At 30.8% G+C, this 21,998-nt stretch carries 31 protein-coding genes; 12 read left to right on the top strand and 19 right to left on the bottom strand.

The genetic code is table 11. The features are described 5' to 3' along the window. Positions 1-39 precede the first annotated feature (39 nt). From MR875_06210 to rnc, 4 genes are all read right to left on the bottom strand, one after another. Positions 40-354, bottom strand: coding sequence for an AzlD domain-containing protein (locus MR875_06210; GenBank protein ID MCI6994426.1), 315 nt, complete (start codon positions 352-354; stop codon positions 40-42). Then, positions 354-977, bottom strand: coding sequence for an AzlC family ABC transporter permease (locus MR875_06205; GenBank protein ID MCI6994425.1), 624 nt, complete (start codon positions 975-977; stop codon positions 354-356). The genes MR875_06210 and MR875_06205 overlap by 1 nt, the downstream gene beginning before the upstream one ends. Positions 978-1,089: 112 nt before the next feature. Then, a complete protein-coding gene (locus MR875_06200; GenBank protein ID MCI6994424.1) occupies positions 1,090-2,556 on the bottom strand; it encodes a homoserine O-acetyltransferase in 1,467 nt (488 codons plus the stop codon). Continuing rightward, on the bottom strand, positions 2,557-3,228 hold the full coding sequence (gene rnc / locus MR875_06195) for a ribonuclease III (GenBank protein ID MCI6994423.1): 672 nt from the start codon (positions 3,226-3,228) through the stop codon (positions 2,557-2,559). It lies immediately after the preceding gene. A 153-nt stretch (positions 3,229-3,381) separates the two neighbouring features. On the opposite strand from rnc, the gene MR875_06190 reads away from it, so the two are divergent. Further along, the gene (locus tag MR875_06190; protein ID MCI6994422.1) at positions 3,382-3,717 is read left to right on the top strand and encodes a hypothetical protein; all 336 of its coding nucleotides are present in this window, start codon (positions 3,382-3,384) and stop codon (positions 3,715-3,717) included. A 10-nt stretch (positions 3,718-3,727) separates the two neighbouring features. Here MR875_06190 and MR875_06185 read toward each other — a convergent pair whose 3' ends face one another. The 3 genes from MR875_06185 to MR875_06175 form a co-directional block, all read right to left on the bottom strand. Continuing rightward, positions 3,728-4,117, bottom strand: a complete 390-nt coding sequence (locus tag MR875_06185) for a hypothetical protein (GenBank protein ID MCI6994421.1) — start codon at positions 4,115-4,117, stop codon at positions 3,728-3,730. 9 nt (positions 4,118-4,126) lie between these two features. Beyond that, positions 4,127-4,534, bottom strand: a complete 408-nt coding sequence (locus tag MR875_06180) for a hypothetical protein (protein ID MCI6994420.1) — start codon at positions 4,532-4,534, stop codon at positions 4,127-4,129. 92 nt (positions 4,535-4,626) lie between these two features. Beyond that, complete coding sequence (locus MR875_06175) at positions 4,627-5,466, bottom strand: pirin family protein (GenBank protein ID MCI6994419.1); 840 nt, start codon at positions 5,464-5,466, stop codon at positions 4,627-4,629. A gap of 122 nt (positions 5,467-5,588) precedes the next feature. On the opposite strand from MR875_06175, the gene MR875_06170 reads away from it, so the two are divergent. The 3 genes from MR875_06170 to MR875_06160 all read left to right on the top strand — a co-directional run bounded on the left by MR875_06170 (position 5,589) and on the right by MR875_06160 (position 8,654). After that, positions 5,589-6,488 (top strand): DMT family transporter, encoded by a 900-nt coding sequence (locus MR875_06170; protein MCI6994418.1) that lies wholly within the window; start codon positions 5,589-5,591, stop codon positions 6,486-6,488. Positions 6,489-6,699: 211 nt separating this feature from the next. Then, positions 6,700-7,584 carry a PfkB family carbohydrate kinase gene (locus MR875_06165; protein MCI6994417.1) on the top strand — a complete coding sequence of 295 codons (885 nt, stop codon included), beginning with the start codon at positions 6,700-6,702 and terminating at the stop codon, positions 7,582-7,584. A gap of 107 nt (positions 7,585-7,691) precedes the next feature. Next, complete coding sequence (locus MR875_06160) at positions 7,692-8,654, top strand: D-2-hydroxyacid dehydrogenase (protein ID MCI6994416.1); 963 nt, start codon at positions 7,692-7,694, stop codon at positions 8,652-8,654. 29 nt (positions 8,655-8,683) lie between these two features. On the opposite strand, the gene MR875_06155 is transcribed toward MR875_06160, so the two are convergent. The 3 genes from MR875_06155 to MR875_06145 form a co-directional block, all read right to left on the bottom strand. Continuing rightward, positions 8,684-10,048: an MFS transporter gene (locus tag MR875_06155; protein MCI6994415.1), complete on the bottom strand. Its 1,365-nt coding sequence runs from the start codon at positions 10,046-10,048 to the stop codon at positions 8,684-8,686. Positions 10,049-10,344: 296 nt separating this feature from the next. Then, positions 10,345-10,533: a 50S ribosomal protein L37e gene (locus tag MR875_06150; protein MCI6994414.1), complete on the bottom strand. Its 189-nt coding sequence runs from the start codon at positions 10,531-10,533 to the stop codon at positions 10,345-10,347. Positions 10,534-10,590: 57 nt separating this feature from the next. Further along, positions 10,591-10,821, bottom strand: coding sequence for an RNA-binding protein (locus tag MR875_06145; protein ID MCI6994413.1), 231 nt, complete (start codon positions 10,819-10,821; stop codon positions 10,591-10,593). A 397-nt stretch (positions 10,822-11,218) separates the two neighbouring features. Between MR875_06145 and MR875_06140 the strand changes: the two genes are divergently transcribed. Genes MR875_06140 through arfB form a run of 3 tightly spaced genes read left to right on the top strand, consistent with a single transcriptional unit; the run spans position 11,219 to position 12,863 of the window. Continuing rightward, positions 11,219-11,623, top strand: coding sequence for a Panacea domain-containing protein (locus MR875_06140; protein MCI6994412.1), 405 nt, complete (start codon positions 11,219-11,221; stop codon positions 11,621-11,623). Between the two features lie 55 nt (positions 11,624-11,678). Continuing rightward, the gene (locus MR875_06135) at positions 11,679-12,161 is read left to right on the top strand and encodes an RNA-binding protein (protein MCI6994411.1); all 483 of its coding nucleotides are present in this window, start codon (positions 11,679-11,681) and stop codon (positions 12,159-12,161) included. 9 nt (positions 12,162-12,170) lie between these two features. Continuing rightward, a complete protein-coding gene (gene arfB, locus MR875_06130; protein MCI6994410.1) occupies positions 12,171-12,863 on the top strand; it encodes a 2-amino-5-formylamino-6-ribosylaminopyrimidin-4(3H)-one 5'-monophosphate deformylase in 693 nt (230 codons plus the stop codon). Here the strand turns inward: arfB and MR875_06125 are convergent, their stop codons facing one another. Then, on the bottom strand, positions 12,864-13,280 hold the full coding sequence (locus tag MR875_06125) for a hypothetical protein (protein ID MCI6994409.1): 417 nt from the start codon (positions 13,278-13,280) through the stop codon (positions 12,864-12,866). It abuts the gene before it with no gap. Between the two features lie 65 nt (positions 13,281-13,345). On the opposite strand from MR875_06125, the gene MR875_06120 reads away from it, so the two are divergent. Next, positions 13,346-13,942, top strand: a complete 597-nt coding sequence (locus tag MR875_06120) for a YigZ family protein (protein ID MCI6994408.1) — start codon at positions 13,346-13,348, stop codon at positions 13,940-13,942. 18 nt (positions 13,943-13,960) lie between these two features. On the opposite strand, the gene MR875_06115 is transcribed toward MR875_06120, so the two are convergent. The 4 genes from MR875_06115 to MR875_06100 form a co-directional block, all read right to left on the bottom strand. After that, on the bottom strand, positions 13,961-14,071 hold the full coding sequence (locus tag MR875_06115) for a rubredoxin (protein MCI6994407.1): 111 nt from the start codon (positions 14,069-14,071) through the stop codon (positions 13,961-13,963). Between the two features lie 9 nt (positions 14,072-14,080). Further along, positions 14,081-14,200, bottom strand: coding sequence for a rubredoxin (locus MR875_06110; protein ID MCI6994406.1), 120 nt, complete (start codon positions 14,198-14,200; stop codon positions 14,081-14,083). A gap of 61 nt (positions 14,201-14,261) precedes the next feature. Beyond that, positions 14,262-14,420, bottom strand: coding sequence for a rubredoxin (locus MR875_06105; GenBank protein ID MCI6994405.1), 159 nt, complete (start codon positions 14,418-14,420; stop codon positions 14,262-14,264). An 18-nt stretch (positions 14,421-14,438) separates the two neighbouring features. Beyond that, positions 14,439-15,026, bottom strand: a complete 588-nt coding sequence (locus MR875_06100; protein ID MCI6994404.1) for an acetyltransferase — start codon at positions 15,024-15,026, stop codon at positions 14,439-14,441. A gap of 434 nt (positions 15,027-15,460) precedes the next feature. Here MR875_06100 and MR875_06095 point away from each other — a divergent pair, with 434 nt between their 5' ends. Next, positions 15,461-15,742: a zinc-ribbon domain-containing protein gene (locus MR875_06095; protein ID MCI6994403.1), complete on the top strand. Its 282-nt coding sequence runs from the start codon at positions 15,461-15,463 to the stop codon at positions 15,740-15,742. 26 nt (positions 15,743-15,768) lie between these two features. Then, complete coding sequence (locus tag MR875_06090) at positions 15,769-16,350, top strand: hypothetical protein (GenBank protein MCI6994402.1); 582 nt, start codon at positions 15,769-15,771, stop codon at positions 16,348-16,350. Between the two features lie 19 nt (positions 16,351-16,369). Here MR875_06090 and MR875_06085 read toward each other — a convergent pair whose 3' ends face one another. Continuing rightward, positions 16,370-17,326 carry a cysteine synthase family protein gene (locus MR875_06085; protein ID MCI6994401.1) on the bottom strand — a complete coding sequence of 319 codons (957 nt, stop codon included), beginning with the start codon at positions 17,324-17,326 and terminating at the stop codon, positions 16,370-16,372. 185 nt (positions 17,327-17,511) lie between these two features. On the opposite strand from MR875_06085, the gene MR875_06080 reads away from it, so the two are divergent. Continuing rightward, a complete protein-coding gene (locus tag MR875_06080; GenBank protein ID MCI6994400.1) occupies positions 17,512-18,924 on the top strand; it encodes an alanine:cation symporter family protein in 1,413 nt (470 codons plus the stop codon). A 53-nt stretch (positions 18,925-18,977) separates the two neighbouring features. On the opposite strand, the gene MR875_06075 is transcribed toward MR875_06080, so the two are convergent. Continuing rightward, on the bottom strand, positions 18,978-19,835 hold the full coding sequence (locus tag MR875_06075) for a DUF1002 domain-containing protein (protein ID MCI6994399.1): 858 nt from the start codon (positions 19,833-19,835) through the stop codon (positions 18,978-18,980). A 163-nt stretch (positions 19,836-19,998) separates the two neighbouring features. Between MR875_06075 and MR875_06070 the strand changes: the two genes are divergently transcribed. Then, a complete protein-coding gene (locus tag MR875_06070) occupies positions 19,999-20,751 on the top strand; it encodes a DUF169 domain-containing protein (protein MCI6994398.1) in 753 nt (250 codons plus the stop codon). Between the two features lie 260 nt (positions 20,752-21,011). Here the strand turns inward: MR875_06070 and MR875_06065 are convergent, their stop codons facing one another. Further along, complete coding sequence (locus tag MR875_06065) at positions 21,012-21,521, bottom strand: YgjV family protein (GenBank protein MCI6994397.1); 510 nt, start codon at positions 21,519-21,521, stop codon at positions 21,012-21,014. Next, positions 21,518-21,997 carry a methylated-DNA--[protein]-cysteine S-methyltransferase gene (locus MR875_06060; GenBank protein MCI6994396.1) on the bottom strand — a complete coding sequence of 160 codons (480 nt, stop codon included), beginning with the start codon at positions 21,995-21,997 and terminating at the stop codon, positions 21,518-21,520. The genes MR875_06065 and MR875_06060 overlap by 4 nt, the downstream gene beginning before the upstream one ends. Position 21,998: the final 1 nt, after the last annotated feature.

Raw genomic sequence — 21,998 nt, 5'->3', positions numbered from 1 at the left:
TTAAGGATGTTAGTTTATAATCATCCTTATTTTCTATTTTTAAAAAAGAGGAACAACAGAATAAACTGTTATTAATACAACCACGGTTATAATAACAATTGCACCCATTGGAGCCTTTTTCCATGCAAGAGCTGCTGCTACAAGTGCACCGATTAAACCAATATACCATAAGTCGGCATCAACAGTCAATACTCCAGGACATATTAATGCTGCAAGAGCCGTATATGGAATTAAATCCAAAAATTTCTCGAATTTAGGTGAGAAATTAAGCTTATCAATAAACAATGCAGGAATTAATCTTGGAATAAATGTTGCAAGAGTACAACCTAAAATAACTAACATCATATAATCCATTAAGCATCACCTGTGAGTAAATAATCATCATCAACAATGTACATTCCTATTGCGGCACCAACAAGTGTTGATACAATTAAAGACCAATTTCCTAAAAATTGGCTTAAGATAATATTTAAAACAGCAGTTATTAATACTAAAATAGCCATCTGTTTATTTTCTTTAACAGCAGGAACTAAAATTGCAACAAACAATGCGTAAAGTGAGATGTTAAAACTGTTTGTAACAATAACCGGAAGAAGATCCAATGCTACAACACCAATTGCTGCACCAACAATCCAACTTATCCATGCAATTACTGCAATACCCAAATAAATCCAGATACTTGAATCTTCACTTAATGAAAACATTGCAAATGATTCATCCACAGTTGTATGGGCTGCTAAAATACTTAAAGGTAAATTAGAATCTTCAACTTGATTTAATACACAGGTTGACATTACAAAATACCTTAAGTTAACAACAAAATTAGTCAACACAATAGCAATTACGCTTGCACCACTTAAAACCATTGAAGCAGCAATGAACTGACCTGCTCCTGCATAAACTAAAACAGACATTGAAACAGTCTGTAAAGGTGTCATACCTGCTTTAATTGCAATTGCAGCATACCCAATTCCCATTGGAACATAACCAAAAGTAATTGGAATACCTTTTTTAGCACCATCAATAAACTTAGATTTTCTTGAAATAATAACGACTCCAAAAATTAAAAATAAATAAAAAAGAAGTAATTTAACTAATTAAATTACTAATTTGATCAGTTGTAATAAGACCCATAACTCTCATATCTTCATCAACTACTGGAAGACATGAAATATCAAATTTACGCATTTGACGTGCGATTTCTTCTATTTGATCATCAGCATTACAATATTTGACACTTTTTGTCATGATATCTTTTAGATGATTAGAGTTTGTAGCTATAGATTTAGATAAATCCCAACTTGTAACAATTCCAATAAGTTTACAATCATCATTAACAACTGGAATATGAGTTACATGTTTATCCAACATCAATTTAGCTGCTTCAACAACATCAGCATCTTCTTTGATTGTTGCAATTTCTTCCATCATTAAATCTTCAACAACATTTTCTGATAGGAAATTAGCAAAAATATAATTTAATTGACCACTTTCAAGTAAAAATGCATCATGACCGTAATTTGATTTAATTTCAGAGAATGATACATCCACATTATTTGCATTAAGAGCAGTTACAATTTCCATACTTTGCTCTGTTGGATATAACCAGTCTGTGTCAACTGAAATAACTTTTACTTTTGTCTCAACATTTTTAAATCCATCAATTAAAGAATCGTTTAAAGTACTGTCAAATAAATCAACCGCTTTTGTAATAAATAAGTAACTATTAGCATCAAAACGTTTGACAAAGGTTTCACCTTGATGTTTTAGATAACTTTCAACTTGGAAATCAACAGTAAAATCATAGCTAATTTCATCTTTATCCTGAAGACCACGTCCAAACTTAATATCCATCGATTCATCACTCAAGTAAGTAATGTGAGCAATCATACGTGCTATAGATAAACCATTGCTGGGAATTTCACAAGATTCATAGTAATTTCCACTGTTCCAATTAGGGTCAGAAAATATAGCTTGACGACCTACAGCATTGAAAGCTATTTGTTGAGGTGAAGACATTCCTGCAGTTGCTATTGGTATTGCTTTTTTCATCATTTTAGGATATGTTACCATCCATTCAAGAACTTGCATTCCCCCCATTGATCCACCAATAACAGCAGCCAATTGACTAATTCCAAAAGAATCTATTAGCTCTTTTTGAACTTTAACCATATCATTGATTGTAATTACTGGAAAGTCAAGTCCATATTCCTTACCAGTTTTAGGATTAATTGAACTTGGACCAGTGGTTCCCTTACATCCACCTAGCACATTAGAACATATTATGAAGTATTTTTCACTGTCCAATGCTTTACCAGGGCCAATTACAATTTCCCACCAACCAGGTTTTTTATCGCCTTCATGCCATCCTGCAGCATGAGCATCACCAGTTAATGCATGGCAAATTAAAATAGCATTGGATTTTTCTTTATTAAGTTCACCATAAGTTTCATAGGCAACAGTAACATTATCAAGAGTTTCCCCACTATCTAATATAATTGGATTGGATATATCCAGATATTTAGTTTCAACAATTCCAACAGATTCTTTATTCATTTAAAACACTTTAATATTTAATTTTTCAATAGCTACTTTTGCAGCCGCTTGCTCTGCTTCTTTTTTATTCTTACCTTTTCCAACACCCATCTCTTCACCATCAATCATGATTGCAGTGATGAATGTTTTATCATGAGGCACACCATATTCTTTTAAAATTTCATATGAAACCCTTAAGTTTTTAGCATCCCCATATTCCTTCATAGCAGACTTATAATCTGCAAAGAATATCACATTTGCATCGATAAATTTGAATATTGAATTTGCAACAAAATTTTTTGCAAATTCCCAACCTTGGTCTAAAAACATTGCCCCCAAAAATGATTCGAAAATATCTGCAGTTATTGATAATATTTCATTTTTAGTTAGATTTGACTCTTGAGCAGCTACTTTTAGATATTTATCAAGCCCTAATTCTTTAGAATAATAAATTAAAGCAAACTGACAAACATAATTTGCCCTTAGTTTTGTTAATTTACCTTCTTCATATTGAGGATATTTTTCATACAAATACTCAGACACAATTACACTTAAAACAGAGTCTCCCAAAAACTCCAGACGTTCATAATTATAATCTAAACCATGTTTAGTGGAATATGAACCATGTGTAAATGCAGTATCATATAAAACTTTATTATTCGTTTTAATACCAAATTTTTCAAATAAATTCATAGATAAAGCCCAAATAAGTTAATAACATGAATAATTATGATTTTTTACTTATATATAAGTAACCATTAATATTTCTTTTCAAATGCTCTCCCTCACTTTGTTTATATGTTTATAAAAACCAAATTAAAAATAAAAACAAAAGATTTGGTAAATATGATTATTAATTGGCAAGAAGAAATTACAAGAATTGACCCAGATATGAAATTTAGATCAGAAGGTGGATGGTTAAAAACCGTTGAAAAACTAGATAAAAGTGTTAAAAATGGATATTCACTAGTAGGTGACTTCGTTAAAGCTGGTGACTTTGAAGAAGAATATGATGAAGGAATATACCTTGACTGCAATAAAGAGAAAAATGGAAGAAAAACACAGCAAGATTACAGATTATTCCGTTTTAGAGATGGTAAGGTAAGATTACTTGATATGGTAATTGATGGTGGAAATGGTTGGGCAGTTGACCTATGGGATGCTGTTGAAGATGAACTTTAAAAAAATAAAATTATTCAGAATCTTCATTTTTCAATTTAAACTTTGAAAAACCTGTTTCCTGAACATTAACCCTCTCATCCAAACAAGTAGGTTCTTGTAGAAGAATAATTTTATGGTCCAAATTTTGAGGGAAATTCTTTCCCTTGCCATCAATTATTCCTCTAAAACTTACACGAGAATCCCCAGTTTCACCAATGTTCATATCTAATTTTTCAGAAGAAATTATATCATCAAAAAAGTTTTCAATATCTATAATTTCAAATACTGGACCTACATAACTTATAGCCATTAGTCCATTTTTATTTTCTCTGATTTTAACCCTTCTTTGATCTAATTTTATAGATTCATTTGTTCTTTTACGAGTTAATGTAATATAATTGGAAAATTGGGAATCAAACATAACATCACCTTATAAATGACAAAATTCACAGCAAGCACAAGTTGGTGCGAAATAAGAATCATCAGGTTCTACAATAGCTTTTTGTGCAAATAAAGTTACATTAAATTTAGGTTCATATTCTTCACTAACCTCTTTAGTGATTGGAGATAATCCCCTATAATAAACTGGCCTATATCCTGTTTGTGAAATATCAAAATAGAATTTTTCACCGGTTGCAAATTTATTAAAGTATTCTTCTAATTTTAAAGTTTGTTTTGGAGTGAGTGAAAAAGTAAAACCCATTGTGTCATCACTTCTTTGCCTAATTCCTGCATTAGAAATATCAACAGCTAAAATATCCTCTTTACCTCTTACAAAAACGACACAGTTTTCTAAATCCACTTCATTTTCCTGAGCAATATCTTTTAATTCTACCATGAAAAAGCCCTCCTAAAATTTAATCATATATGACTACTTAATATCAATTGTTATATAAAGTTAACTAAAAAAAGGAACAATAGTATTCCTTTTTAATATTCCGCTTGTTTTTTAATAAAAGTACCATTTGCCAAATCTTCAAATGCCTGATTTAACTCATCATTAGTATTCATAACAATTGGTCCTGCCCATGCTACTGGTTCATCCAATCTTTTAGAACTATATAATAATATTTCAGCACTTTTATCTTTTGTTTCCAATACAATATGATCTCCATCACTTAATTTTGCAGCAGTTTTTTCAAGGATAACAGTACCATCTACTGCAACATCACCAATTAATGTAAACAAAAATGCAGACCATCCTTCTTTAACAGGAATTTCAACTTTTGCATTTGGTTCCAAATGAATATCATAAAAGTCAACAGGCAAATATTTACCTTGCCAGCCTTCTTCCCCATCATATTCACCAGTCATTAACCTTAATACTCCACCATCCAATTGGAATTCTTTAATTTCATCAGTACTGATACTATGATATGCTGGGGGTGCAGTCATCTTATCCTTTGCTGGAAGATTTAACCATAACTGAGTTCCGAGCATTCTTTCTCCACCAGGGAATTCAGCATGTTCTGCACCAGAACCTGCAGTCAACCATTGTGCTTCCCCATCTGTAACAAGTGCTTCAGTTCCTAAATGGTCTTGATGAAGCATTTGTCCTTTACTTACGAAAGTTATGGTTTCAATACCTCTGTGAGGATGCATTGGAAAACCAGCAGTATAATCATCAGGATTTGAGCTGTCAAATGCATCCATCATTAAAAATGGATCATAAACATCAGTTGTGGTGTTACCTAAAACACGCACTAAATGTACACCAGCTCCATCAATTGCTTTTTGTCCTTTGGTTTGATATGTTACTTTTCTAATCATCATATCACCATTTTGTTTTATAACATACGAATGTTATTTCATATCTAATTTTTATCATATATAAATATTTGTAAAAAAAGATATGCCAAATAATAAGTATAAACGATTTATAAAATAATGTCATGGAATTAAATAAAAAATTAATAGTATCCTTTCCAATCTTATCTGGAATAATGTGGGGTTCTAGTGGAGTTTTTGTAAGAACATTAAACGAATTTGGATTTAATTCCATTTCCATTTTCACATTAAAATTAATTCCCTCCACAATAATATTATTAATTTTACTATTTTTATTTGATAGGAAATCCTTAAAAATAGATTTGAAAGATCTTTGGATATTTATTGGTGCCGGAATAAGTGGTCTGTTATTGTCAACCATTTGTTTTAATGAAGCAACACTTAATGCATCTCTTTCATTAGCATCAATATTACTTGGATTGTCACCAATTTTTGCATTGATTATTTCAGCATCATTTTTTAATGAAAAAATAACTTCCAAAAAAGTAAGCTGCTTAATTCTTGCATTGATTGGATGCTTACTTGTCAGTGGAATACTTGAAGCAACATCAAGCTTCAGATGGACAAGTTGGGGAATATTATCCGGAATTTTATCCGCATTATTTTGGGGAATATACGGATTATTTTCAAAAATTGCATTTGAGAAAAACTATTCAGCATTAACCATAACATTTTACAGTTTTTTAATATGTTCAATAGGCCTGGCACCGTTTACCGAATGGGGATTAACTGGAACATTCATTACAAATAGTATAATTCCAAATACAATTTTCATATTGATTTATGCAGTTCTAACTGCAATATTACCATATTTCCTATTCAATTTTGGTTTAAAACATATGGATAACGGAAAAGCAACAATACTGTATGGTGGTGCCGAACCTATATCTGCCACAATATTTGGTGCATTATTATTTTCAGAATATCCAAGCATTTTAAATCTAATTGGAATAATTCTTACAATTATAGCATTATCAATACTTGTTAGTTCAAATGAACCATAATTAAAAATATTATTAAATTTTAAATCAATACATAGTAGTACCAATCTGTACAAAAAATAGTTATATACTCTTTATATCATATATTATTCTAGAAATATTTAATATCAGCAATTTTTGACTAATATAAATTACATAAGATTAGTCAGATAATAAATTTATAAATAATATTAAATATATAACAATAGTTATAATAATATAATTGAGGTAAAAAATGACTAATAAAGAAGAAATTATTCTCTATGAAAGACCAGAACATTACATTCCTCGTGTAGCTGCAATACATGATTTATGCGGATATGGAAAATGTTCCCTCGGTGTAGCTATTCCTGTACTTTCAGCAGCAGGATGTGACGTATGTCCAGTTCCTACAGGATTATTTTCAAACCATACCGGATATCCAGATTGGTACATGCATGATACCACAGAGATACTTAATGATTATTTAGATACCTGGAAAAAGATTGACATCGACGTAGATGCAATATACTCCGGATTTTTAGGATCTGATGAACAGGTTGAAGTAATTAAAAGTGTTTATGAAACCTACCCAAATGCTTTAAAAGTTGTAGATCCTGTAATGGCTGACCATGGACAAGTATATCCTACTTATAATGATGATTTATGCCAAGCTATGGCAAGTCTTGCATGTGAAACAGATATTCTTACTCCAAACCTTACCGAAGCTGCAATTATCCTAGGTGAACCTATCGGTGAAGAATGGGGCGGAACCAATATCGATGATGATGAAGCACATCGTATTTTAAATGCATTATTAGACCTTGGAGCTAAATATGTTGTATTAAAAGGTATCCAACGTGATGATGGCATCATCCGTAACTTTGTTGGTGGTAAAGACATGGATATTGTTGAAGCATCCAACGAATTCTTGCCTTACATGTTACATGGTACAGGAGACTTATATGCAAGTGCACTTTTAGCAGCAGTTATGGTAGGTAAAAACCTTGAAGATGCAGTTAAATTTGCAGGAAACATTACTCATGATGCAATGATTGTTTCATCAAAACAACCAAACTTCCAAGATCGTGGTGTGAACTTCGAATCACTTCTTGGTCAAGTAACAGACTTGTTTATCTAATTTTTTAAAAGATGGTTCTTACTACCATCAACTTACTTTTTTTAATTAACTACTTTTATTAACACAACATAATTATTATACATATTTAAAATAAAACAGATGATTTTATGGGAAAAATGAAAGGAGTGCTGCTTGAAGCAGCTGCAATCAACAAAGGAGACATGTCCTGGGAAGAACTTTCAGAACTTGTAGATTTGACAATTTATGAAAATACAACCGAAGAAAATAAATATGACCATATTGGAGATGCAGAAGTCATATTTGATAATAAAGTTCTAATAGATGAAGAAGTTTTCAGCAAATGTCCAAACATAAAATATGTCGGAGTATGCGCTACAGGATATAATGTTATTGACACTGATGCTGCAAGCAAAAGAGATATTACAGTTACAAATGTGCCTGCATACAGTACAGATAGTGTAGTCCAGTTAACATGGGCACTTATTTTAGAACAGACATGCAATCTATCACTTCATAACGAAAGTGTGAAGAATGGAGACTGGATAAACTCTGAAATATTCTGCTACTGGCTTAAACCTATTACAGAACTTGCAGATAAAACATTGGGAATTATAGGTTATGGAAACATTGGCAAAAAAGTTGCGGCAATAGCTAAAGGATTTGGAATGAATGTTCTTGTAAATACAGAACATCCTGAAAAATATGCTAATGAAAACATCAATTTTGTAGATAAAGACAGTATTTTTAGAAATTCAGACATTATTTCACTTCACTGTCCATTAACTGAAGATACCAAAGAAATCATTAGAAAAGAAAACATAGACAAAATGAAAGATGGCGTTAGACTCGTTAATGTTTCAAGAGGTGGGCTTGTAAATGAAAATGATCTAGTTAATGCATTGAATAATGGGAAGGTACTGTCAGCAGGTGTGGATGTTGTCGTAACTGAACCAATGAAAGCAGACAACCCTTTACTAACCGCTGAAAATATAGTAATAACACCACATATTGGGTGGGCAAGTATTGATGCAAGAAAAAGACTTGTAGATGAAATAGTAAAAAATTATAAAGCATTTCTCAATAATGAAAAAAGAAATGTAGTTAATTAAAAAAAAATGGGAAACTAAAAGTTTTCCCATTATTCCATTAAATGTTTAAGCTTATTTCTAGATACATAAGTAGCTATGAACAATACCAAATACATCACTATAAATACCAAAGCAAACATTTTAAAATCATTGATTGGTATTAAACCAAATAATTTATTTGCAATGCTTTCCGTATTCGGATAGAAACCAGCCATATAACCAGACACCACATATGCCCCTGCAAGAGAACAATAAAATAACCCAATTAAACGAGAGAGATACTTGGTTGGGGACAATTTTGAAACAATACTCAAACCAATAGGCAATACCAATACCTCAGAAGTTGATCTGATTAATTCCATTACGATAATAAAAATTATGGAAATGTTTGTTATGTTATTGTCGGCCATCATACAAGGTATAAAAAATACTGAATAGGTTACAAGCAATACAATAACACCAAGGATGATTCTAAATATTAAAGACTCATTTTCATCTGCATCCTTTGAATTGAAGTATGCCAAGATAATCGGTGAGAATATAATTACTCCAAACGGTTCTATGAACTTGATTATTTCAGGAGTAATTCTGAATGGTACAAATGGTATTGTATCCACAACATAATCCTTTACGAAAAACATCAAAGATGAATCAACTACTTCAAATCCTATAAAGAACACTAAAGAGATTGAAAGTATAATTAAAATAGCTTTCACATGATTTCTTTCCTGATTTGTTAACTTTTCATTTACATTATCTATGACAGAGTCAAGTTTAAATGAATGTTTAAGACCAACTATTTCACCTTGTGAGTTTACCAGATATTTATTTCTAAATAGATTGTAAACAAGTATTCCAATAAATAAGCTAACTGCAAGGATTAAAAATCCATATTTATACAAACTTAAATTTCCTTCACCAATTGTTACTCCAAGAAGCAATGCAGAAGTAACCGCACCAATATTCAATGCCATAATCAACAATGTAAATGTTGATTCTACTTTTTTCTCATTATCTTCATATACCTGTTTCACAGTAGCGGAAATATTAACTCTCAACAATCCTTCTCCCAAGATTATAGATATTAAACTTACAAGCAACAGAATTTCAGGAGTATTAAACAGAAAATAAGAATGCACCTGATTAAGTGGATGGGCTAATGACGCACAGTAACTCAAGATAAGAAAACCCAAAGTCATAAGACTTATTCCAACATTAATAAGAGATCTGCTTTTTATGTGCTTATCCGACAGATATCCTCCAAATAATGTTGCAATATATACTAATCCAAAATAGGTACCATATACCAAAAATGCAAATGAAAGACTTAAATTCAGGAATTGTGTCATGAACAATGTCAATATGGCTCCAAGCCCATAGAAACTGAATCCTTCGCATATTTGTATTATAAACAATACCTATAAACTTTTATCATATTTTATCATTGAAAAATTCTCCAATACACTTATACTTGTAATATAAATATATCCATAACAATATAAAAATATTTTTTCAAAATAAATTTAATTATTAAAATTATTGTCATTATTTGTTCAATGATTAATAATAAATGTTAAAAAATGTACAATGTAAAATTTGTATTAATATATTAAATAAAAATGCTAAAAATAGTTGGGTTTATGAGATAATATGCGTTTATTATCCCAAATAATTTAAAAGAGTACTACAAAAGTAGTACCTGGATAAAAACCTATACTAATCTTTGTCTAGTAGTAGGTTTTTTGTTTTGCCAGCTGTATCTTCTGAGTTTTTTGGATTTACCAAATCCGCAAGAAGCACAAACTTTTTTACGTATGTGATAAGTGTTTCTACCACATCTTCTGCATCTGATATGGGTCTTTTTATTCTTTTTACCCATTGATGGAGTTCCCTTTGACATTGATACACCTCCTCCTATTTATCGTAAAACTATAATCTAGAAAGTATTGAATAATATTTATGGTGAAATATAAACAATATTGTCTCCCCTAATGAGCACAACACCGAGTCTTCTAGTAACTTCTCCGTCTTGTAACTCTTCTGCATCATTAAGAACTAAATTCATGTGTAAATCAAAGCTCTTAAGTATACCTCTAAATTCACGATCTCCTTTGAGTTTTATTAAAACAGGAGCATCCACAGATTTTCCTAATGCGTCAAGTGGTCTTTGAACATTTTGTCCGCTCATTATATCACCTTATATTATTACAAATTTTAGTTTTTTAATATGAAATTGAGTATTCACTCATTATTAGACATAATATAATCAAGTTAAGATAAGACAAAACCTAATTAAAACTAATACTATTAAATATAGTTAATCTAGTATATAAATGTTACTTTATTTCAAGTAAAAAGATTAAAAAATAATAGTTATACTAATTTATTACTAAACTACTATTTAAATTATTTTTCAAATGCTCTTAGACATTGCTTAAAAATAATATAATATATAAATAACTTTAACCAACCACCAAGGCCACACCATGAAGTTTAATCGTGAAAAGTATATTGACCTAATAAATTACATATTAACAAAATGCTACTCAAAACCAAATTTAGGAAAAACCGTTCTATGTAGCATCATGTATTTCATTGATTTTGGTTATTATGAACTCTACGGAAAATTCATCACACAAGAAACCTATATCAAGTCAAAAAAAGGCATAGAACCAAAACATTTTAAAGAGATTACTGAAGAATTAATAGCTACCAAGAAACTATTTTTGAGAAAAGAACCTTATTATCACAGAATAATACACAGATATTATCCTACAATAATTCCCCAATTCACATTCAGCGACAGCGAACTTGAGTTAATAGATTTTTCCATTAAAAAACTAAGTGATAATAATGCAAGCACCATAATTAAATATGCTATTAAAGATCCACCCCTACACATGGCAGATTTAGGTGAAGACATAGACTACAAATATGTCTTTTGTAGAAATAATAAGTATTCTACAATAAAAATCAAAAATAACAAATAGATTTATTTAATTTAAATAATATATATTATTTAATAAAATATTAATTGGGATTAATATGGTTATAAAAGTTAAAAAAAGAAATTTCTTGAAAAAAAAGAAAATTAAAGAAATAAAAGCAGAATTAGGCGAATACGGAAATTTACTTCAAGGAAAGAAGAATGTAGAGATACTTGAAGCAGAACCTAATTCATTTATCTTAGTAGATGGTGAACCATATATCATAATAATTGATGAAAAACCATTTCCAACACTTAAAGCAGCACTTGCTAATGAAATTGATGCTAAAACCGTAACTGTAGATATGGGTGCAATTAGATTTGTAACAAATGGTGCAGACATCATGAGTCCTGGAATCGTTGATGCATCAGAAGGCGTTGAAGCAGGAGACGTAGTTTTAATTATTGATGAAACTCATGGAAAACCATTGGCTATTGGAGTAAGTTTACTCTCAGGTGAAGAAATGGTTGAAAATGACACTGGAAAAGCAGTTGAAACAAAACATTATGTTGGAGACGACATCTGGAACTTTGAATTATAACGTGATAATATGGCTGAATTAAGATACGGAGCAGGGAAAGTAAGAAACCCTGAAGTTCACAAAATTGGAATCATAGCACTCGGATCACACTTAGAAAACCATGGTCCAGCACTTCCAATTGACACTGATGCAAAAATTGGAGCATATATTGCATTCCAATCTGCTCTTCAAACTGGAGCTAAATTTTTAGGAATAATATTCCCAGCGTATGAATTAGATACAATCGACCATGGAGTCCATGTTTCCCTTGAAACATTGAAAAAAAATGTAATAGAAACACTCAACAATGCTAAAAAATTCTTGGACATTGAAAAAGTAGTTATTGTAAATTCCCATGGTGGAAACATTCCATTAATGGCGGAATTATGGGAAATCGAAGATGAAACAGAAATGGCTGTCGTGTTCAATAACAAAGTAATCTCATCTGAAGGCCCACATGGTGGAAGCGGTGAGTTATCAATGGCTAAAGTCTTAGGTATTGTCAACGAAGATGAACTTAAAAATCAGGCAAATGTTGATGAATATGAAGAAGTTGGTCTACATGGTTTTAAACAAGCACGTCAAGATGACCCGAACATTGAAGAAGGTGCACGTGACGTTGAAGAAAATGGTGTTTATATTGATGAAGAATACGGAGAAAGACTCTTCACTTTAGCTATTAACTCCGTACTCTTTGATGTTGAAAAGTTATTGGATTACTGATTACTCAGAATCAGAACCCGGTGTAGAAGATTGACCTTCATTTCCAGAACTTGAACCAGAACTTCCAGAATCTGAGCTTTGACCAGAACTAGATTCAGAACTAGAACTTCCAGAACCAGAATCATGAGTGGAAGAACCTGAATCAGTTGTAGTTTCTACTTGTGAATCATCATAATAAGAAGAGCTACTTGAACTGGATGAACTGTAATCCTTATAATCTTGATAACCATAACTTTGTCCACTATTTCCTGAATCATCATTAATAGCTGAAAGGTTATCCAATACACTTCCAGATTCATCATCATTTGGTATAATTGATATTTGTCCTGTCATAGATGCACAAACACAAGCAAGACAGAAAGCTACAATAGCCACTACAAAAATCACTAAAAATGTTGCAGTTTTATTACCGGCCATAATATCACCCCATAAAATTAATTAACAATAATATGTTTACAATAATATAAATAAATATTGATACAATGAAAACTATTAAAAAAGCAATACAAATTGAAATTAATGTCAAAAAATCCCAATTCATTTGTTCATTAGTTCCAACCAAAACAAAAGCAGAATCAAAAGCTGTAATTCAAAAATTCAATGAACAATACAGCGATGCAACCCATAATTGTACTGCATATATCGTTAGTGATGGGGAAGGATTTGATGATGACGGCGAACCTGGTGGAACCGCAGGAAAACCCATGATTAATGTTTTAAGGAAAAATGAAATTCATAATGTTACTGCTGTTGTTACAAGATACTTCGGAGGTATCAAACTTGGTGCCGGAGGTCTTGTAAGAGCATATTCCAAATCAGTTATGGAAGCTATTGGTGAAGCAGAAATACTTGAAATTAAAGAATATGACATTTACAATCTTATTTTTGAATATTCCGACATAAAAACAGCAGACAGTGAAGTCAGAAACAATAATTTAGAAGTCATAAACAAAGACTACACTGATAAAGTTAGCTATGATATTGTATCAAAAGACAACAGAGATATTCTAAAAATATTTGAGAAATACTCTGGAAAAATAAACGTTAGTTTTAAAAATAAACAATTTTTAGAAAAATAAATAAAAAAAGAGAAGAACTTATTGTTCTTCAAAGTTTGCTGCAGGTACACCACAAACAGGACATACGTAATCTTCTGGTAATTCGTCTTCTTCTAAAACGAATCCACATACTTTACAAACATAAGCCATATGTAACACCTATTCTACTTTTTCGAACATGTCAGCAGTTGCGCCGCACATAGGACATTTGTATCCTTCTGGGAGTTCTTCGAATTCTTCAGTTACATATCCACAAAGTTTACATTTAAATTTTGCCATATTAATAATCTCCTTAAATTTAATTAATAGTATCTTTTTCATTAGTAATATATAAAACTAATTATAATTCCTTAAACATACCTTTTGACATCCTACATTTTGGACATTTAAATGAATCTGGCAAGTCTTCAAATTTAGTTCCAGCAGGAATATCCAATCCTTCTTCTATATTATCTTCATCAAAAATATAACCGCAAATTTTGCACACATATTGAGCCATAAAAATACTCTCCTTTATCTAAAATCTATTTGGAACTTTCAAGTGATCTGGAAGAGGTTTGATACGTGCAGGTGTTCCAATTGCCAAATAGAATGGTGGAACAGAATGAATCACAATAGCTCCAGCAGCAACAATAGAACCTTCACCCACTTCAACATTGGATAAAAATGTTGTATTACCACCAATAGAAGCCCCACGCCTTACTTTAGGTCCTTGAAGTTCATAGTTAATTCTTACAGGATATTTATCGTTAGTAAAACAAGCACATGGTCCGATAAATACATTGTCTTCAATTACAGAATTAGTTGGAATATATACATTAGATTGAATACTAACATCATTTCCAATAATTACATCCCCTTCAATTACAGTATTGGTTCCGATTAAAACATCATCTCCAATATTGGTGTTTTCACGAATGACCACATTATGTCCGGTTCTGAAATTATCCCCAATAACTACATCATTGTAAATAATTGAATTTGACCTAATTGTGTAATTCCTACCAATGACTGGAGGTTTTGAATTTGGAGCATATTCAACACCAAATTGAATATTTTGATCTTTTGGGAAATCTAATTCTGGTTTTGAATAATCATGTTTGATAGATTCTCTTTCAATTACAGGTCTTTCATAGATAACTTCATCTCTTTGAGGTTTTGAGTAATAATTATCTTCCGGATAAACAGGTTGTCTGATAGGTTGTTGTCTAGGAGGCTGACTATAAAATCTGTCCTCATTTTGAACATGATAAGGTTGCCTATTCTCCTGTACATAATAAGGATTCTCCCTAACTTGCATATAAGGTTTTTCTCTATTCTTTGATTGTTTATCATCAAGAGTTTGTGAAAATCTAACCATATTATCAAACCTTCATTTAATTAAAATTAATCTATTAATGAGTTAAGATATGTTTTTAATTAGTATATATAGTAGATGGTCAGTATACAACAAATCAATAAATTCATTAAATAATTAAATAAAATGATACCTTTATTATCACAATAATAACATATAATATCTTACAGAAAGAAAATTTCATGGTTCAGTATTGTAGGAAATGTGGAAAAGAATTAGATGATGATGCTGAATTCTGTGATGGATGTGGTTTTAATCTTAATAATCATCCCACAGAAAGTAAGCAAGAAGAATCAAAAAAAGAAATTAAAACAATACAATCTAAAAATGATAAAAAAGAACTTGTAACAAAATTACCTTTAATTTTAGCAATAATTGGTATTATTGTATCCATTGCTGAAGGATTAGGAACACCAATGCTTATGGGTATGGACAATATCCTGACTGCAATTGAATTGGCATAATTGGTGGTTTACTTGGAATAATATTGATGGAAAAATTCAACGAACCATTAATTGCTGCCGTTGAGTTTATTGCAACTGGAGCATTAATATTTACATTCATTGGCCGTTTTGGTGAAATATCTGCTGTTTTATTTATTATTGCAGCAATTTTATCATTATACTTTAAAGGACATTACAGTAATAACAAAAAACTATGGGCAATCCCAATTTTGACCATTGTTTTATTAATTGTATTATTGGTTGCAGGAGGAGCATTATACCAAATAAATGCTGAAAATTCCGTAACAATAGGAAATTTAAGTCAAAACATAACTAATGATGGATATGGATACTATGATGGTTATATAACTGGAGATATTAAAGTAGATTCAAGTTTTGATTATTTATGTGTATATGTAGATTATTTTGACAATGAAGGAAAAGTTATTGATTCCACAATTGGATGGAATCACGCAAATCCAGAAAATGGAATGACCTACAAAATTTCTAGTATGTACTTTAAACAAACCCCACCTGCAAAAGCAGAAATAAAAGTTGTTGATTCATATGATGATGATACCCCATTATACACAGAAAATATAACTATTACAACTTCAAGTGGAGTTTAAATACTTCACTTTACTTTTTTTAAATTACTTCAAAATTAATAAGCCTAATTTTATTAGAAATTAAATTTGGATCATCATCAATTTCTTCAGATAATCTAGTTGTAATATACTTTTTATTGTCATCAGCAAAGACAGTAGCTATTTTAATATCATCAGTATTAAGCAAAACACCTGCAAGGAAATTAGCACCACTTGAAATACCAATGCCTAAACCAAATTCTTTAGCTATCCTTTTAGACATATTAATTGCATCCAAATCATCAATCAATATAATATAATCTATTAAATTTTCTTCAACAATTTCTGGAATAAAATCATCACCAATTCCCTCAATCATGTGATCTCCTTCTTCCATTCCAAGTTTAAGAATTGATAATGTACTTGGTTCAAGGGCATATAGTTTAAAATTAGGATTATTCTCTTTTAATCTTTTACCAATACCCATGAGTGTTCCGCCAGTTCCAATACCTGAAACAAAAGCATCCACATCAGGAACAGCATCAAGTATTTCCTGACCTGTTTTATACTGAGCTTCAACATTCAATTTATTTTCAAACTGAAGTGGTTTATATGCATTATGTTCAATAGCAAACTCATCTGCAAGCTCAAGAGCCCTTTTAAATCCGCCTTCCTCTTTTGATACCAAATGGACCTGAGCACCATACATCTCAATAAGTTTTCTTCTCTCGAGAGATACCCAATCCGGCATGAAAATATGAACTTCATGACCACATAGAGCACCAATAGCACTAAATGAAATACCAGTATTTCCACTTGTAACCTCTACAATAGCTTGCCCATCTTTTAAGTTACCATTTTTCTTTTCTGTTTCAATAATATGTAACGCAATTCTATCCTTTATACTTCCAGAATAATTGTAAAATTCAAGTTTAGAGTATATGCTTCCCTTTTTTCCTTCATATTCATAATTAATCTTTATCATTGGCGTATTTCCAACTAATCTCCCAATAGTCATAATAATTCATCCAATCTAAAATAATATAATATTATTAGTTATGTATATTAAATTTAAAATAGTTTTTTGAATAATTTCTTGAAAAATACAATATAAAAAAAATAAAAAAATATTACATTAAGTTAAATTTTTAAACATGAATAATTTAATTAATAATATTGAATATTAAATTAAGGATGAACTTCATGTTAGATATTGTTACCATTTTAACTCAAATCGACGATATAATGTATTATCCAATATTAATTATTGTCATGGCAATGGCTGGATTGTATTTTACTTTCAAAACAAAAGGCGTACAGATTAGATTATTTGGTGAATCTGTAAGACTTTTAAAGGAACCTCCTACAGATGGAAGTACAGTATCTTCCTTGCAAGCAATGTTAGTGTCTACTGCTTCAAGAGTTGGAACAGGTAACATCATAGGTGTTTCAACAGCAATATGTCTTGGAGGACCAGGAGCTTGTTTTTGGATGTGGATAATGTGTATTATAGGTGCATCATCTGCATTTATTGAAAGTACATTAGCTCAAATATATAAAAGAAAACACAATGAAGGCTATTCCTATGGTGGTCCTGCTTACTATATTGAACAGGGATTGAATAAACCAAAATTAGCTATATTATTCTGCATATTTTTAATTGCAACATATGCAGTAGGATTTAACTTATTATGTTCATATAACCTCCAATCAACATTTATTAATTATTCATTTTACAATTCAACAACACCATTCATTATAGGTGCAATAATATCTGTTTTAACTGCATATTGCTTATTTGGAGGAGGTAAAAGAATTCTCAAAATTACCTCCATTATTGTTCCATTAATGGGAGTAACCTATGTTTTGATTTCGCTAATTGTAATTTTATTCAATTATCAAAATGTTCCATCAATGTTTATATTAATTTTTAAAAATGCATTTGATTTCCAATCAATTCTAGGAGGAGTTGCAGGGTCATGTTTAATATATGGAATTAAAAGAGGGTTGTTCTCAAATGAAGCAGGTGTAGGTTCTGCACCAAATGCTTCTGCTTCTGCAAGCGTGTCACATCCTGTAAAACAGGGATTAGTACAAACATTATCCGTTTATATAGATACACTGATTTTATGTACAACAACTGCATTAATGTGTTTATCTACAGGAGTAATAAGAGATTCAAGTGTTTCAGGTGCACCATATGTACAAAATGCAATTCAAACTGTATTTGGTACAGCTGGACCTGTGTTCATTACAGTTGCAATGGTCTTATTTGCATTTACAACATTAATTGGAAATCTTTATTATGTTGATAATGCCTTAATCTTTTTAAATAGGAAAAAAACACCTTCAAAGAGGTTTATGAATATATTTTACATTGGCTGTGCAGTAATTATTTTTATAGGTGCAATTATACCAATGGATGCTGCTTGGGCCATGGCAGATATTACAATGGGTGGTATGACATTAATAAACTTACCTACATGTATGATATTAAGTAAAAAAGCAATTGGTTGTCTAAAAGATTATGAATCACAAAAAAAAGCTGGAAACAATCCTATTTTTAAATCATCAACTATAGGATTTAGAAAAGAAGAATTAGATTTCTGGAAATAGATTATTTTTTCTTATGATTTTTTGAAAATGCTAAAAAAAGAAAAAATTAAGGATTAAATCCCGTTAAAAAAGGAATTAATCCAACCAAATAAACTATCTAATGAAAAACCACCAGTGGAATTATCACCTAAGAACTCATTTACTTGGGTTTTGTAATAGTTTACATCACCTTGAACATTTTGCACTTGTTCAATGGAATCTGCTAAGTTTTCAATATCATTGTTTGTAATGTTGATATTATTGTTTTCAACATGATTGTTGATTATGTTTACAATTTCACTATGATCTGTGACATTGGCATTTGATACTTCATCCTTAACTTGAGTTACTAAGTTAGATAAGTCTTCAGCATCCACACCAGAATTGTCAACAATTTCAGCTTCTGTATAAATTTCATCATTTGCAGCTTCTTTTACAGAATCTGGAATTTCAACATCAGTTACTTCCTCATAGGAATTCATAATTCCTGCAAGAGCAGATTCACCAGTTGCCTGAACAGGACTTGTCACATATACGTGTCCACTTGTGATTCCTGCAGATTTTAAAGCTGAAATGTACATATCACCAGTAATTGTAGTGATTTTTGATTTGTCAACACTTACCTTTAAATCACTATTGTCATTTAAATCAACGAGTGCTGATGACAATATTTGATTTGAGTTATAATATTTACCAGTAATGCCGCTAGATACTTGATTTACTTGATCAGCAGAAATGGTTTTTATACCTACATTATTAATATCTACATTTGCTTGGTTAACAAAAAAGTTGTCAACAAAAGATTTGTAATTTGAATTTGAATAGGTAGTTTCACCATAAGTTATTACTACATTAGAATCTGTCGCAAAACCTGTTGGGATTAACATACCAACGAGGATTAGCGCTAATACGAGTATTGTAATCTTACGCATTTTATCACCTCATAAATTCTTATTAAAGATTATCATAAGAAGTATTTAAAGTTATAGTTTTTCAAAAATCATATAATGAAAAAGAATGAAACATTAATCCAGAGGTAGTTATCATGGAAAGTAACATATCAAAAGAACTAGAAATGAAGTTCCACCAATCGTTTTGATTAAAAGCAACAACAAACCAGAAAATGCAAGAGAACCTAAATCAGGAAAAGGTGAATGTGTGATGAGTTTTGTTGCACAGACAATAGCTAAACGTGTGACTACTTGTTTTGGCCGTGAACACATAACCTGCGGCGGTGTTCCTGTAGGTTTTGGCTGGGGAAGTGGATTTAAAGATGAAAATGCAATGAATTTTCAAGCATCATTCTTATCCTGTGGTGTTGAATCAGCACAGGATAAAGAAGAATATTTAAAAAAATTAAATTATATGCCGAAACCAACTCGTGAAATGTTTGAAAAGGGAGAGAGAATATATTCTGATTTTGAAACTGCAAAAGAAAACATTAAATCAAGACCAGTTTATGATAGTGAAGATTATGTTATCTTTAAGGGGTTAGAAAATTTAGAAGATAATGAAACACCAAAATCAGTGATTTTTACTGTAAATCCAATTGAATTAACTGCACTAATCCAGATTAACACATCTTTTAGAGTTAAAGATACATATCTTCTAACTCCACAATCATCAGGATGCCAAGCTATTGGATGTTTTACATTTAAAGAAGATGAAAGTGATGATCCAAAACCTGTTTTAAGTCCAATTGACTTTGCAGGACGTAGCAACATGAAACATTTCATTCCAAATGATTATCTAATGGTTTCAATGCCCTGGAAATTGTTTTTAAAATTAGAGGCAGTAAGTAAAAAAAGTGTTCTTCAAACCGGAATGTGGAAAACGTTTAATGACTAATTCCACATTACAATTATAACTAAAACTATCCATTATCATCCAATATCCATATTATCCATCACCATTTGCAATTATTGGACTTATTCACTTTACAGCAGAAATCAATAATATATTTACAAAGTGAATGTACACCAAATAACAATAACAATAGCGGAAACATAATTACTACAATCATCAGAAATAATACTCTTCGGATGATACAAACTTTGAAAAACAGAATATGCACTAGTTTGATTAATCCTATGGTCCTAAAAATCAGTTTACTCAGAATACATTAATTTAAATAGTGAAATCAATCCAACTGTCACTGTAATTCCTTCAATAGCAGCTGATGAAAAATCCCATATCGCAAGGAAATAAACCACATAAATTGCACTATTTACAATAAAACTTATTTTAATTGGTTTGATTGTTTTCAAATAATAGTTACATAATGTAAGTTGCACCAATGCAATAATCGGTAATATCCCAACAATACCCATAGTATTTACTGCAAAACCAACAACTACAGAAACAATAACAAAAAATATCGCCCAATTAAAAGTGAATTTATCCTTATATACAAAGGCATTTCTTGATGCTGCAATTGCCATAGTCACTACACCAGTCCAGGATAAAAAGAATACTGAAGATATCATTAATATAAATGCATTCAAAAATTGGTGTTTATACGCTTCCTTTTCATCATTAACCCACATGCTGAGCAAAATAAAAATACCCGCAATTAAGGATATTGCGTTTCCTATGATGATGTTCATCGGTAAATTCATATTATCTGTTCTAATTTTAATAATTCAACTTTTCTGTCCAAACCACCAGCATAACCGGTCAATTTGCCATTTGCACCAAGTACACGGTGACATGGAATTAAAATAGAAATAGGATTATGACCAACAGCACCCCCAACCGCCTGGGCAGACATTGTTGGAGATATTTTTGAAGCAATTTCACCATATGTCAATGTTTCACCATATGGAATCTCCCTTAAAATTTTCCAAACTTTTTGCCTAAATTCACTACCTTGAGGATTTAGCTTAAAATCAATTGCTGGGTTTAATCCGCTGAAATAATCATCGAACCATTTAGTGAGTTTTTTAAAAATTGCCAAGTCATCTCTTTTTGTAGTCTCATCAATATTATTTTTAAAATACTTTTGACCGCAGAACCAGATTCCACAAATGGATTCACCATCACTTACAAAGAGCATTTCACCGAGAGGTGAAGAATAATTAGTGGAATAATACATT

The organism is Methanobrevibacter sp., assembly GCA_022775905.1.
GTDB lineage: Archaea > Methanobacteriota > Methanobacteria > Methanobacteriales > Methanobacteriaceae > Methanocatella.
This window is presented reverse-complemented; position numbering and strand designations above follow the sequence as displayed.